At 65.9% G+C, this 13,359-nt stretch carries 11 protein-coding genes and 1 tRNA gene; 4 read left to right on the top strand and 8 right to left on the bottom strand.

From position 1 onward, the window contains the following. Positions 1-8: 8 nt before the first annotated feature. The 4 genes from ASF26_RS18485 to ASF26_RS18470 form a co-directional block, all read right to left on the bottom strand. Complete coding sequence (locus ASF26_RS18485; protein WP_018044876.1) at positions 9-314, bottom strand: hypothetical protein; 306 nt, start codon at positions 312-314, stop codon at positions 9-11. Continuing rightward, entirely contained in the window at positions 311-2,611 is a 2,301-nt protein-coding gene (locus tag ASF26_RS18480; RefSeq protein WP_056257396.1) for an FdhF/YdeP family oxidoreductase, read from the bottom strand. The genes ASF26_RS18485 and ASF26_RS18480 overlap by 4 nt, the downstream gene beginning before the upstream one ends. Positions 2,612-2,931: 320 nt before the next feature. After that, complete coding sequence (locus ASF26_RS18475; protein ID WP_056257393.1) at positions 2,932-4,020, bottom strand: quinone-dependent dihydroorotate dehydrogenase; 1,089 nt, start codon at positions 4,018-4,020, stop codon at positions 2,932-2,934. Next, complete coding sequence (locus ASF26_RS18470; RefSeq protein WP_056257389.1) at positions 4,017-4,394, bottom strand: DUF952 domain-containing protein; 378 nt, start codon at positions 4,392-4,394, stop codon at positions 4,017-4,019. Before ASF26_RS18470 ends, ASF26_RS18475 begins: the two co-directional genes overlap by 4 nt. A 204-nt stretch (positions 4,395-4,598) precedes the next feature. On the opposite strand from ASF26_RS18470, the gene ASF26_RS18465 reads away from it, so the two are divergent. The 3 genes from ASF26_RS18465 (at position 4,599) to ASF26_RS18455 (ending at position 7,556) form a co-directional block, all read left to right on the top strand. Next, the gene (locus tag ASF26_RS18465; RefSeq protein WP_056148049.1) at positions 4,599-5,231 is read left to right on the top strand and encodes a helix-turn-helix transcriptional regulator; all 633 of its coding nucleotides are present in this window, start codon (positions 4,599-4,601) and stop codon (positions 5,229-5,231) included. Positions 5,232-5,327: 96 nt separating this feature from the next. Beyond that, positions 5,328-6,440 (top strand): ATP-binding protein, encoded by a 1,113-nt coding sequence (locus ASF26_RS18460; protein ID WP_056257384.1) that lies wholly within the window; start codon positions 5,328-5,330, stop codon positions 6,438-6,440. A 138-nt stretch (positions 6,441-6,578) separates the two neighbouring features. Next, positions 6,579-7,556: a TIM44-like domain-containing protein gene (locus ASF26_RS18455; protein WP_056257381.1), complete on the top strand. Its 978-nt coding sequence runs from the start codon at positions 6,579-6,581 to the stop codon at positions 7,554-7,556. 85 nt (positions 7,557-7,641) lie between these two features. Here ASF26_RS18455 and ASF26_RS18450 read toward each other — a convergent pair whose 3' ends face one another. Together ASF26_RS18450 and ASF26_RS18445 are read right to left on the bottom strand one after the other, a co-directional pair. Then, complete coding sequence (locus tag ASF26_RS18450; protein ID WP_056257378.1) at positions 7,642-9,276, bottom strand: peptide chain release factor 3; 1,635 nt, start codon at positions 9,274-9,276, stop codon at positions 7,642-7,644. Between the two features lie 105 nt (positions 9,277-9,381). After that, on the bottom strand, positions 9,382-10,134 hold the full coding sequence (locus tag ASF26_RS18445) for an SDR family oxidoreductase (RefSeq protein WP_056257374.1): 753 nt from the start codon (positions 10,132-10,134) through the stop codon (positions 9,382-9,384). A gap of 89 nt (positions 10,135-10,223) precedes the next feature. Here ASF26_RS18445 and ASF26_RS18440 point away from each other — a divergent pair. Next, a tRNA-Gln gene (locus ASF26_RS18440) sits at positions 10,224-10,298 on the top strand. 1,016 nt (positions 10,299-11,314) lie between these two features. On the opposite strand, the gene ASF26_RS18435 is transcribed toward ASF26_RS18440, so the two are convergent. After that, positions 11,315-12,169, bottom strand: coding sequence for an HAD hydrolase-like protein (locus ASF26_RS18435; protein WP_244475986.1), 855 nt, complete (start codon positions 12,167-12,169; stop codon positions 11,315-11,317). A gap of 98 nt (positions 12,170-12,267) precedes the next feature. Beyond that, positions 12,268-13,359 carry an alkene reductase gene (locus ASF26_RS18430; protein WP_056257366.1) on the bottom strand — a complete coding sequence of 364 codons (1,092 nt, stop codon included), beginning with the start codon at positions 13,357-13,359 and terminating at the stop codon, positions 12,268-12,270.

Genomic DNA, 13,359 nt, shown 5'->3' with positions numbered 1-13,359 from the left:
ATGCGGGATCAGCCGTGCAGGTGGTCCAGGATGGCGAGCCCCGCCGGCGTCGCCTCGTAGCGGGTCCGCTGGGTGCGCTGGTTCCGCTCGGTGATCGCCAGAAGTTCCGCTTCCCCCGACAGGGTCTCCACGGCACGCAGGACGAGGGCATGCTCGACTCCGAACACCCGCGCGAAGCTGCGGCTATCGGCGGCGAGCTTCAGGTGCAGGCCCGCCAGCAACCCGGCCTCCAGGGTGGAGAGGCCGGGCTGGAGGTCTGCGATGGAATCCGTGACGGCGAGGAAGGTCTCGGCGTCGGCGGGCGGCTCGCTCACGCGGCGACCGCCGGGCGGCGGATCGAGACCATCACCGATTTCGAGGTCGGCGTGTCGCTCTCCTTGCCGAAGGACGACAGGGGAACGAGGACGTTGAGCTCCGGGTAGTAGCCCGCGAGACTGCCGCGCGGCATGTCGAAGGGCACGAGGCGGAAGCCTTCGGCCACCCGCACCACGCCGTCGTCGTGGGTGCCGACGATGTCCACCCGGTCACCCGCGACAGCACGGATCTCGGCCAGGTCGTCGGGATGGGCGAACAACACCTGACGCTCGCCGTAGACCCCGCGATAGCGGTCGTCGAGGCCGTAGACGGTGGTGTTGTACTGATCGTGGCTGCGGAAGGTCTGGAGCACGAAGGTGTCGCCCATCGCCCTCGCCTGCTGATGCTCGGTCGCCTCCGGCAGGGCATCGGCGGAGAAGTTCGCTTTTCCGTTCACCGTCTCGAAGTTGCGCTCGGCGGCGAGATTGCGCAGCATGAAGCCGCGCGGACGGCGGACGCGGGCGTTGTAACCGGTGAACCCCGGAATGGTCCGCTCGATCAGCGCACGGATGCCATCGTAATCGTCGGCGAGGGCCGCCCAATCGACCTTGTCCGAGCCGACGGTGGCCGCCGCCATGCCGGCGATGATGGCGATCTCGGAGCGCAGCTCCGGCGAGGCGGGCTTGTTGATGCCGCCCGAGCCGTGGACCATGCTCATGGAATCCTCGACCGTGACGATCTGGATCTTGCCCTTCGAATTCCGGTCGATCTCGGTGCGGCCGATACAGGGCAGCAGGTAAGCGACGCGGCCGGGCACGAGATGCGAGTGGTTGAGCTTCGTTGCGATGTGGACGGTGAGTTCGCAGGAGGCGAGCGCCTTGGCCACCAGCGCCGTATCCGGCGTGGCGCGGGCGAAGTTGCCGCCGAGCCCGATGAATGCCTTCGACGAACCGTCGAGCATGGCGCCAATGGCGCCGATGACGTTGTGACCGTGTTTGCGCGGGGCGACGAAACCGATCTCGCGCTCGAGGGCGTCGAGCAGCGCGGCAGGCGGCTTCTCGTTGATGCCCACCGTACGGTCGCCCTGCACGTTGGAATGTCCGCGCACTGGGCAGAGGCCGGCACCGGGACGGCCGATATTGCCGCGCAGGAGCATGACGTTCGTCATCTCGCGGATGGTGGCCACCGAGTGCTTGTGCTGGGTGACACCCATGGCCCAGGTGCAGATCACCTTGTCGGCGCCGAGATAGACGTCGGCAGCCACCTCGATGTCGGCGCGGGACAGGCCGGACTGATCCTCGATCGCCTCCCAGCTCGTCGCCTCCACGACGGCGCGATAGGCCTCGTGGCCCTCGGCATGGTGGCTGAGGAAGGCGCGATCCAGAACGGATGGACGGCCGGCGGCGCGAGCCGCGTCGTCCGCCGCGAAGACCGCCTTTGCGATGCCGCGGAACGCCGCCATGTCGCCGCCCGGACGCGGCTGGTAATAGTGGCTCGCCACCGGGGCACTGGCACCGCGCAGCATCTCCACCGTGTTCTGCGGGTCGGCGAAGCGTTCCAGCCCGCGCTCGCGCACGGGGTTGAACACCACAACGCGGGCGCCGCGGGTCGCCGCCTTGCGCAGGTCGCCGAGCATGCGGGGATGGTTGGTGCCGGGATTCTGGCCGACCACGAAGATCGCGTCTGCCTTCTCGAAGTCTTCGAGCAGCACGGTGCCCTTGCCGATGCCGATGGCCGCCTGGAGGGCGATGCCGCTGGCCTCGTGGCACATGTTGGAACAGTCGGGGAAGTTGTTGGTGCCGTAGAGCCGGGCGAACAGCTGGTAGATGTAAGCCGCCTCGTTGGAGGCGCGACCGGAGGTGTAGAACTCGGCACGGTCCGGGCTGTCGAGGCCGCGCAGCGTGGCGCCGATCTCGGCGAAGGCGTCGTCCCAGCTGACGGGCAGATAGCGGTCGCTGCCTGCATCGTAGCGCATGGGGTGCGTCAGGCGGCCCTCGCCTTCCAGCGCGTAGTCGGTCCAGCCACGCAGCTCCGACACGGTGTGCTTGGCGAAGAACTTCGGCGGCGTGCGCTTGTCCGTCGCCTCCCAGGAGACGGCCTTCACGCCGTTCTCGCAGAACTCGAACGACGAACCATGCGCCGGGTCACCCCAGGCGCAGCCGGGACAATCGAACCCGTCAGGCTGGTTGGCCTTGAGCATGGCGCGGGCCCCGGAGAGCGGGGCGCGGCTGCTCAGCAGGTGCTTGCCGCAGCTCTTCAGCGCGCCCCAACCGCCGGCGGCGGAGGAACGCTTGGGGGACGCGACCGGGTGATCCATGAACGATCCTGGTTCGGCAAAGTATGGATGGGACAGTGCCGTCGCAGGGCGGGGCCACCGTCAATTCCACCAGCGATATCGCACCGCACAAGGGTCACTCAATCAGGGGCAAACGCGGGCCAGTCATGCGCCTATGGACGTGGCATGGCACGAAAACGAGCAGTCTTACGGAGTTCTAAACTTACCCCTGATCCCAGCGCAGGAGCCGCATGCAAATGGCGCCGGGATCGGACCTGCCGGCATGGTCCGAAAATTGGCCTTGCCCAGGCTTCCATCGCAACGCGGGAGCACGTCTCGCCGCGTCCCTCGGCGCCCTTTGCCTACGTGGCGTCGAGGCCGAGCGTGGCCAGAGCCGCAGCGTCGCGGCCGACGATGGTGGACATGTCGCTGGCGCCCTCCGTGGCGAGCTTGCGCAGCAGGCCGGATTTGATCGTGCCCACGAGGCCGGGGCCGGCATAGACCAGGGCCGAGTAGAGCTGCAGGAGGCTCGCTCCGGCGCGGATCTTGGTCCAGGCCGCCTCGGCGGAGTCGATTCCGCCCACACCGACGAGCGGGATGGTACCGCCGACACGCAGGTAGGCCTCAGCCAGAAGGCGGGTCGCCGGTTCGAAAAGCGGGCGGCCCGAGAGGCCTCCGGTCTCCGTCGCCAGGGAGGCTTCGGTGAGACTGGTCGGCCGCGCGATGGTGGTGTTGGAGACGACGAGGCCCTGCACCTTGCGGCGCAAGGCTGTGGCGACGATGGAGTCGAGGGCTTCGAGCGAGATGTCGGGGGCGATCTTGAGCAGGATCGCGGTCTCGGGCGAGGCCTTGTCGCGGGCCTCCACCACGCGTCCCAGCAGATCGTCGAGGAAGGCTTCGCCCTGGAGGTCGCGCAGTCCGGGGGTGTTCGGCGAGGAGACGTTGACCGTGACGAAGGCGACATGGGGTGCCAGCGCCGTGGTGCAGGCCACGTAGTCGGCGATCCTATCGGTTGAATCCTTGTTGGCCCCGATGTTGATACCCACCAGACCGGTCCGGCCGCCTCTGGCCGCGAGGCGGCCACGCACGACGTCGAGCCCTTCGCTGTTGAGACCGAAGCGGTTGATGACGGCACCGTCGGCGCTCAGGCGGAACACGCGCGGGCGCGGGTTACCGCCCTGCGGCTTCGGCACCACGCCGCCGACCTCCACGAAGCCGAAGCCCAGGCCGAGCAGGGCATCGGGCACCTGCGCGCCCTTGTCGAACCCCGCCGCGAGGCCGACCGGATTGGGGAACCGGCGGCCGAAGGCGGTGACCGCGAGCCTCGAATCGTCCGGGGTGGGCTTTCGCGAAGGCAGAAGCCCCAGCCCGCGCAAGGTGAGGGTGTGCGCTGTCTCGGCGTCGAGACCGTGCAGGATCGGCTTGGCGAGGGGAAAGAGAGCGCCGATCATACCGATGCTCCGGTTGCGGGGCTGGCGGACGAGATAAGATCGGCGGGAAATACGTGCTGGCCGTCCGGCCCGATCGGAAGCACGGTCACGGATAAGACGGCGTCGAGGGGCAGATCGCCGTAGAGATGGGGGAACAGCGCGCCGCCGCGGGAGGGCTCGTAGCGCAGGGCCTCGCCCAGCGCCTCGGCTTCGATGCCGATCAGGAGGAGATCGGAGACACCCGCGAAGTGCCGGGCAGCCGTTTCCGCCACCTGGTCGGCGGTGGAGAAATGGATGAACCCGTCAGTGACGTCGACCGGCGCACCTGCGAACCGCCCTGCTTCCTGCGCCTCGCGCCAAAGGGCGCGCGGGCAAATCTTGTAGATCACGGGCATCGCGCGTTGCCTTCCGGTTCGACGGTCCACGCGATAGAACGGGTCGGCATCCGTCGCAACCACGATCGGTCGCTACCTCAAGTCGTCCATTCCGAGTTTCTACACCTTCAGGATAATGGCGGCGTGCCGTTGCTTCCGGCGTATTTTAGTTCTACTTTCCTAAAGCTAGGCTGGATGTCTTAGCCATTCTGATCGAGTCTCGCCATGCTGTCCCACGAGCAGATCTGGACCGCGATCGACCGCCTCGCGGAACGCCACGGCTTCTCGGCCTCCGGTCTCGCACGCCGTGCGGGCCTCGATGCCACCAGCTTCAATCGCTCGAAGCGGATCGGGCCGGATGGGCGCAAGCGCTGGCCCTCCACCGAATCCGTGTCGAAGGTGCTCGCGGCCACCAACGCGACGCTCGACGATTTCCTTCGCCTCATCGAGCCACGGGAAGGCATGCCGCGCGCCATGGTGCCGCTGATCGGCATGACGCAGGCCGGCGCGGGCCGGCTTTTCACCGAGGAAGGTATGCCCACGGGCGGCCCGGGCTGGGAGGAGATCGAGTTTCCCGATCTCGGCGAGGATCGCGCCTTCGCCCTCGAAGTGCAGGGCGATTCCATGGAGCCGCTCTATCGCGACGGTGACGTGCTGATCGTCTCTCCCACCGCCAGTGTCCGCAAGGGCGACCGCGTGGTGGTGCGCCTGGCGAGCGGCGAGGTGCTGGCCAAGGAATTGCGCCGCAAGACCGCCCGCACCATCGAACTGCTCTCACTCAACCCGAACCACCCCGAACGCATCGTCCAGGTGGCGGAGATCGCCTGGATCGCCCGGGTGATGTGGGTGCGGCAATAGCCATCGCCGGGAGCTGCCGTGCCGATCGATCCTGGCACCCGCACCCGATGCGACTCACGCTGGAGCCCGTTTCGCTCCGACAGGCCTGGATAGAGCATGGCGTTGCATGATCAGGACGGCGAACCAGGCGATCCTCCGGGCTCGCGCAACGATTTTCGTTCGGGCCTCGAAGCCAGCGCCATACCGGCCCTGTTGATCGACCCGGCGACGGCGAGGATCGTCTCGGCCAATCCCGCCTTCGCGCAACTCACCGGCCATGAGACCGGCGATCTCGCCGGACGCGACGTCCATCTCCTTCTCGGCGCCAATACCGATAAGGACGCCCGAAGCGCTTTCGCCGCGGCCTTGGCTGGGACGCGGCCGGAAGGGATCGAGGTACTGGCTTGGCGCCGAAACGGCTCGACCTTCTGGGCCGAGATCTTCGCGGTGCCCCTGCCGGAGACCGGTCTTCTCCTCGCGCAACTGATCGACGTGACCCGGCGCAGGGACGCGGAAGGGGCGCTCGCTCTGTCTCGCCAACGCGAGGCCCTCGGCTTGCTCACCAACAGCGTCGCCCACGAGTTCAACAACTTTCTGCAGATCCTCATCGGCTATATCGACGGGCTGAAGCGGCGTCTCGGCGACCGGGAAGAACCCTTCATCCAGCGGGCCGTGACCCGGTCCACCGATGCCGTGGAGCGGGCCACGATCCTGACGCGGCATTTGCTGACTTTCTCGCGGCGGATCGCGCCGGATGTCCGCCCCGTCGACATGAACGCTCTCATCACCGCCTTCGGCACGCGCATGCGCGGGACGCTTCCGCCCGGAGTGACACTGACGGTCCACACCGCGCCGGATTTACCCAATGGCCTCACCAACCCGACCCAGGTGGATCTCGCCCTCTCTCACATCGTCACCAATGCCTGCGAGGCAATGCCGGCCGGCGGCAGTGTCGAGATCGCGAGCTTCCTGGTGCCGTCGAGCGACCCGGCGATCCGCCGGCAGGGAGACGGCGCCATCGGCATCTCGGTGCGGGATACCGGGCATGGGATGTCGCCGGAGATGGCAGCGAGAGCGCTGGCTCCCTTCATCACCACGCGCGAGGCCGGGCGCGGCACCGGGCTCGCCATCGTCCACGGCCTGGTGAAGCGCCAGAACGGCACCGTCTCCCTCGACAGCAAGCCCGGCGAGGGAACGACGGTGCGGATGATCTTCCCCGCCGCCGGCTGAGGCGTCACGGCTCCTCCCATCGTCGTCCACGGAACAAAAGCGGCGCCGGAGACGGACTAAAACTTGTCGCCGGACGTCACCATATAAGGTCCGGCATTCCCGCCGGGACTCTCTCAGACTTCGTTCAGAGGCGTATTCATGTTCATCTCCTCCACGCGTCGCAACCGCGCCGCGACCATCTTCGCGCTCGCCGCGGTGCTGGCCGTCGCAGCGCCCGTTGCCGAGGCCCGTCCGGGCGGCGGCGGCGGCATGGGCTCGCGCGGCTCGAAGACGTACAACGCCCCCTCCTCCACGGCCACGGCACCGGGCGCGGCGCCGATCCAGCGTTCGCAGACGCAGCCCGGCTCGACCATGGGCAATCCCGGCATGACCAGCGCTGCCACGCAGCGTCCCCGCTTCGGCGGCGGCTTCATGGCCGGCCTGCTCGGTGCGGGCCTGCTCGGCGCGCTCCTCGGCGGCGGCTTCTTCGGTGGACTCGGCGGCATCGCCTCGATGATCGGCCTCCTCCTGCAGGTCGGCCTCATCGTGATGGTCGTGGCCTTCGCCGTGCGCTGGTTCCGCCGTCGCCAGGGCAATCCGGCTCCCGCCGGCATGTCCCGGTCCGCTCTCCAGGGCGACTCCACCCCGGGCAACTACCGCTCCGCTCCGGGCTCGGCCACCGGTCCTGGGCCGGCGATGGGGGCGACCCCGCGCGGCGCGCCTCAGCCGACCGTCGGCAAGGTCGATATCGGCCCCGGCGATTTCCAGAGCTTCGAGATCGCCCTCAACGACGTGCAGGCGGCATATGGCCGTGGCGACGTCGCCGCTCTGCGCAACCTCGCGACGCCGGAAATGGCGGGCTACTTCACCGAAGAACTCCGCGGCAACGAATCCCGTGGGGTCGTCAACCGGATCTCGAACGTGAAGCTGCTGCAGGGCGACCTGTCGGAAGCCTGGAGCGAAGGCCGGATGGAATACGCCACCGTGGCGATGCGCTACGCCATCACCGACGTGACGATCGACCTTCGGACCAACCAGACCGTCGAGACCGGCGAGCCGGAGGCGCTGGAGCTCTGGACCTTCGTGCGCGAGCGCGGCGGGCGTTGGATCCTCTCGGCGATCCAGCAGGGCCGCTGATCGCCTCAACGGCATCGGTTGAAACTAGATAAGGGCCGCGCGGTGCAAACCGCGCGGCCCTTTTCCATTCAGGCACCGCCGAGATTCAGACGGCGCGCTTCTGGTAATCCTTGATGTCGGTGAACCGTACCTTCGGCGCGCGCTCCTCCTCGTAGCGGAGGGAGAAGGCGGTGGTCGCCATGAAGACGGGCGCGCCGTCGAGATCGCTCGCCATGGCCGAGCCATGCGAGCCGATGAAGGAATCGAGGTCGGTTTCCACATCCGATTCGATCCAGCGGCAGATCGAGAAGCGCGTCGGCTCGTAATCGATGGGCAGGCCATACTCGGCCTGGAGCCGTTCCTTCAGCACGTCGAGCTGCAGCGCGCCGACGACACCGACGATGGCCTGCGAGCCGTCATGCGGGCGGAACACTTGGACGACGCCCTCCTCGCCCATCTGCTGAAGGGCTTCCCGCAGCTTCTTGGCCTTCATCGCGTCGGTGAGCTTGATCCGGCGCAGGATTTCCGGGGCAAAGCTCGGCACGCCGCGGAACACGATCTCTTCGCCCTCGGTGAGCGTGTCGCCGATGCGCAGGGTGCCGTGGTTGGGGATGCCGACCACGTCGCCGGCAAAGGCCTCGTCGGCGATGGCGCGGTCCTGTGCGAAGAAGAATTGCGGTGCGGAGAGCGACATCGGCTTGCCGGTGCGCACGAGCTTCGCCTTCATCCCGCGGCTGAGCTTGCCCGAGCAGACCCGCATGAAGGCGATGCGGTCGCGATGGTTGGGATCCATGTTCGCCTGGATCTTGAACACGAACCCCGTCATCTTCGGCTCGGTGGGCTCCACCAGGCGCTTGTCGCAATCCTGCCCGCGCGGCGGCGGCGCGAAGCGGGCGAGCCCGTCGATGAGATCGCGCACGCCGAAATTGCGCAGGGCCGAGCCGAAGAAGACCGGCGTGAGATGCCCCTCGCGAAACGCATCGAGATCGAAACGCTTCAGGCCGGATTCGGCGAGCTCCGCCTCCTCGCGCCACGTGGCGACCTCGCCCTCCTCGGTGAGCAACTGATCGAAGAGCGGGTCGTCCACGCCGGACACGGCCACGGTGCCGGCGTCGTCCGCCGCATCGAGCCGGCGCACGCGGCCGTTGCCGAGATCGTAGGTGCCGGCAAAGCTCCGCCCACGGCCGATAGGCCAAGTGACCGGCGCCACATCCAGCGCCAGGGTCTTCTCGATCTCGTCGAGCAGTTCGAACGGGTCGCGCGCCTCACGGTCGAGCTTGTTGATGAAGGTGACGATGGGAATGTCGCGCAGGCGGCAGACCTCGAACAGCTTGCGCGTGCGCGCCTCGATGCCCTTGGCGGCGTCGATCACCATGACCGCCGAATCGACGGCCGTCAGGGTGCGGTAGGTATCCTCCGAGAAGTCCTCGTGGCCCGGCGTGTCGAGCAGGTTGAAGACGCAGTCGCCGTACTCGAAGGTCATCACCGAGGTGACCACCGAGATGCCGCGCTCCTTCTCGATGCCCATCCAATCGGACCGGGTCGAGACGCGGTTGCGCTTGGCCTTGACCTCGCCGGCGAGCTGGATCGCGCCGCCGAACAGGAGCAGCTTCTCGGTGAGCGTCGTCTTGCCCGCATCCGGGTGCGAGATGATCGCGAAGGTGCGGCGACGGGCGACGGGATCCTTGGCCCTGTCGGCCTCCTTGCCGGTCGCGTCCTTGGGTTCTGTCTGCATCAACATCGCGGGCGGTTGCTTCTCTCGTCCGCCGGGGCGGGCTTGTCTGTACAAGGTCGGGTGCGTGCCCCGTCTGTAGTGCGAACGGGGACCGGGCGAAAGCGCCGGGCCTCAACCCCTCCCGATATAGGGCATCTTCGTCGCCATCACGGTCATGAACTGCACGTTGGCGTCGAGGGGCAACCCGGCCATGTAGACCACCGCATCCGCCACGTGACGGGCGTCCATCACCGGCTCGACCTTCAGCGATCCGTCGGGCTGCCGAATGCCGGCGGCCATCGGCTTGGTCATGTCGGTCTCGGCATTGCCGATATCGATCTGCCCACAGGCGATGTCGTGGTCGCGTCCGTCGAGGGAGGTCGACCGGGTCAGGCCGGTGATCGCGTGTTTCGTCGCCGTATAGGGCGCCGAATTCGGACGCGGCACCTGGGCCGAGATCGACCCGTTGTTGATGATGCGGCCGCCGCGCGGGTTCTGCGCCTTCATGATCCGGAACGCGCCCTGCGTGCACAGGAACGCTCCGGTGAGGTTTGCATCCACGACGGTCTGCCACTGCGCCAGGGTGAGTTCGTCCAGCGGCACGGAGGGCGCAAACAGGCCGGCATTGTTGAACAGGAGATCGAGGCGACCGAACCGCGCCTTCACCTCCGCGAAGAGATATTCGACTGCTGCGACATCGCCGACATCGGTCTCCACCGGCAAGGCCTCGACCCCGAGCGCACGCACGTCATCCGCGACCTCATCGAGAGGCCCCCGTCGACGCCCGGCCAGAGCCAGATCGAACCCGGCTCGCGCGAGCCCGAGCGACACCGCCCGGCCGATCCCGGACCCCGCCCCCGTGACGATCGCGATCCGCTTCGACATGCGCGCTCTCCATTTCTTGGTCGGCCGGAGCGAACAGGCTGTTGCAACGGGCCGACGCGGCGTCTAGACAACGCGCGGCCTTGCGTCGATGGGGCGTCGCCAAGTGGTAAGGCAGCGGTTTTTGGTACCGCCATTCGGAGGTTCGAATCCTCCCGCCCCAGCCATCTACGCAAACGAGCCGGCCTTCCGGTTGCACGAGACCGCTGGTCGTGACTTGTGCGCGGAATATCAACCACAATAATCCCCGCCGACTGACTTTGGGCATTCGAACAGCCCAAAAAGTCTGTTTTATTTCTAAAACAATTCAGCAATACATCACATCCATTTATTTATTTTAATACGGACTCACTTGTTTTGTATGTGACTATAACAGCTACGCATTTTTATTTACAAGAATATGTTTTACAATTTGCAGCAAAATTTGTCTTAGAAACTTATTATATATCTTGCTTATTGATATTACGCCTGAAGCGAATGTTGCATATCTTCAATTATATTATTGCGTTTTACTTACCGGCGGACAGATGTAGCACCTCATCGGCAGTGCTGCAAAATAAACCCCATGAGGCGAAGGAACTTATTGATCCATATTAAAATTAGAATTTTTCTGCTTGGTTGGGCATTATAAAGCAGATATCGTTGCGATGTTTCGCCAGCCAACGATAACGATATGTGAGTTCGCCATGGTGCCAGCCGCTTTCACCGCCGGCCTCGGAGTCGGTCTTTCGTTTCTTCTCGGACCCAATATTGGGGTCATCGCGCTGGTTCCGGTGCTCGTCCTGTGCATGATCCGCCTCTTTGGCGAACGTGTCCTTCGTATGATGGAAGATTGAAGGACTGGCGGGCGAGCGGAACTATCGTTCCAATGGCGCCGGATCTCTTACTGCGGTTGGTCATCGCCCCGGCGAAGGCGACCGATGATTTCGGCGAAATCCTCCACGGTCGTGGCCTGATCATCGAGTGGATAGGCTGACCGCAGGCCGCCAATCAGGCTCTCCACGGTCCTTTTGCCAGGTGAGCGACGCCGCGCCGCAATGTGGCTGGCCGCACCGCGACCGCCTTCGTCCGAGCCGTCGGAAGAGCACTGAACTGACATCGTGTATACCCGTTGCCGTAGACGGTATCGGAGGTTTGCGCGTCGCGCCGGTCCTGGGCACTGCATCGAGCCCGACCTCCCTGTTCATGACGAACTACCATACAATATCGATGCCGCCGGGTGAGATCCTCGAAGCTCGGTCGAACAAATCGCCTCCGCGACATGGCCGGGATGCTCAAAGAGAGCGTCCGGCCTCCCGGCAGCCAAAGCATCGCTTCGCGTATATCCCCATGATACGGCTCCGAAATTGCAACCGGCCGCCCTGGCCGCATCGTGGTCGCGCAATTCGTCACCGATGTAGATGACGCTTCCGCGCGCTCCGGCCTTTCGCATGACCGCCGTCAGGCGTTTGGTTTTGCCGAACATCGATGCGCCGCAGGCATAGTGGCGGAAACGAGCGGCACAGGGCCCCAGGACGTGCCGGATATTGGCCTCGCTGTTAGAGCTGACGATAGCGAGGATGATGCCGTCCTCATCGAGATCGCGAAGCATGTCGCGAATGCCGGGAAACAGCGAGATCGTCTCGATATCGCGGGCCGCGAGGCCGTGCATGTGCCGGGTGATGAAAGGCAGCTTCCATGCAGGCACGCCGAGTTCGCGAATGAGGGCACGGGCGGATAGGCCGCGAAGCGCCTCCGTCTCGGCGGGGTCGATGTGTCGGAAACGGTAGCGACGGGCGACACCGTTGATGACGCTACAGAACCACGGGAAGGTATCGGCGAGCGTTCCGTCAAAATCGAAGATGACCAGCCCGTAGGGTTTGCCCATCACGCAAAATCTCGTGCGGAAGAAGCCGTTGCCCCGGCCTCGCCCGCGGACGAAGTCCGCGATCGCCATGCCGGCACCGCCTAACCCCACCGGCAGTCGGAATTGCCAATGCGCCCGCGCCACGGCTTCGACACCAAAACCGTCGATGCGCCCCTCGATCCATGCGGTCATTCCACTCCATCGAGGAAGGACCGACGAACGGCATCGGCCCAAAGGATGGGTTATCCCCTCCGAGCCGATCGTTTCGCAAGTGAAGCGGTCTTGGGAAATCAGGCCGCTCGCGACTCATTGAGCGCCGGGTAGTCGATATAACCCTCAGGTCCCTGGCTGTACCACGTCGCCTGCACGTCCTTCTGCAGCGGAGCATGCGTCGCGATCCGCTCGACGAGATCGGGATTGGCGATGAAGGGCCGTCCGAAGGCGATGGCGTCGGCCTTTCCCTCAGCAAGGGCGGCTTCGGCAGCGGCGGGATCGTAATCCGAATTGAGGATTAGCGGGCCGTCGAAAGCCTTCCGGATTACGGGCGCCACGGGCGGGTGGTTCGGCTTGCCGAAGGTGCCGTTCGGGCCAGGCTCGCGCAGTTCGAGGAAGGCGATGCCGATCTTGTCGAGCGCGGCCGCGGCGGCGCCGAACAGGGCGTCCGGGTTCGAATCGTCCACCCCCTGGATCTCGCCGTTCGGCGAGAGACGCACGCCGGTACGATCCTTTCCGATGGCGTCGGCCACGGTCTGCGTCACCTCCGTCAGCAGGCGGATACGATTGTCGATGGAGCCGCCGTAGCGGTCCTCACGGTGGTTGGTGTTGTCGCGCAGGAACTGGTCGATGAGGTAGCCATTCGCCGCGTGGATCTGCACGCCGTCGAATCCAGCGGCGATCGCGTTGCGTGCGGCGCGGTCGTAATCCGCCAGGAGCCGCGGAATCTCGTCGATCGGCAGGGCGCGGGCCTCAGTATAGGGCTGCTTGCCCTCGTAGGTATGGGCCTGATCCGGCGCGGTCGTCGCGGAGGAGGAGATCGGCGCCTTGCCACCATTCAGGCTCGGGTGCACCACGCGCCCCATATGCCAGAGCTGGCAGACGATCCTGCCGCCGGCCTCGTGGACCGCCTTTACGATGGGCTTCCAGGCTTCCACCTGCTCGTCCGACCAGATGCCCGGTGCGTAGGGCCAGCCGAGCCCTTCCTGGCTGATACCCGTCGCCTCGGTGAGGATCACGCCCGCGCCGGCACGCTGGGTGTAATACTCGATCATGATCGGGGTCGGCACATGCTCCCTGGTGGCACGGCCACGGGTGAGAGGCGCCATGAAGACGCGGTTCTTTGCGTCGATCGCGCCGATGCGGATCGGATCGTTCAGTGAAGGCAT

The organism is Methylobacterium sp. Leaf93 (assembly GCF_001422345.1).
Taxonomy (GTDB): Bacteria; Pseudomonadota; Alphaproteobacteria; order Rhizobiales; family Beijerinckiaceae; genus Methylobacterium; species Methylobacterium bullatum.
This window is presented reverse-complemented; position numbering and strand designations above follow the sequence as displayed.

Coding starts and splice junctions, on each gene's coding strand:
- ASF26_RS18430 (WP_056257366.1), bottom strand. CDS start 13,359: ATGCCTTCACTGAACGATCCGATCCGCATCGGCGCGATCGACGCAAAG.
- ASF26_RS18450 (WP_056257378.1), bottom strand. CDS start 9,276: ATGTTGATGCAGACAGAACCCAAGGACGCGACCGGCAAGGAGGCCGAC.
- ASF26_RS18460 (WP_056257384.1), top strand. CDS start 5,328: ATGGCGTTGCATGATCAGGACGGCGAACCAGGCGATCCTCCGGGCTCG.
- ASF26_RS18470 (WP_056257389.1), bottom strand. CDS start 4,394: ATGCCCGTGATCTACAAGATTTGCCCGCGCGCCCTTTGGCGCGAGGCG.
- ASF26_RS18475 (WP_056257393.1), bottom strand. CDS start 4,020: ATGATCGGCGCTCTCTTTCCCCTCGCCAAGCCGATCCTGCACGGTCTC.
- ASF26_RS18480 (WP_056257396.1), bottom strand. CDS start 2,611: ATGGATCACCCGGTCGCGTCCCCCAAGCGTTCCTCCGCCGCCGGCGGT.
- ASF26_RS18465 (WP_056148049.1), top strand. CDS start 4,599: ATGCTGTCCCACGAGCAGATCTGGACCGCGATCGACCGCCTCGCGGAA.
- ASF26_RS18455 (WP_056257381.1), top strand. CDS start 6,579: ATGTTCATCTCCTCCACGCGTCGCAACCGCGCCGCGACCATCTTCGCG.
- ASF26_RS18435 (WP_244475986.1), bottom strand. CDS start 12,169: ATGACCGCATGGATCGAGGGGCGCATCGACGGTTTTGGTGTCGAAGCC.
- ASF26_RS18445 (WP_056257374.1), bottom strand. CDS start 10,134: ATGTCGAAGCGGATCGCGATCGTCACGGGGGCGGGGTCCGGGATCGGC.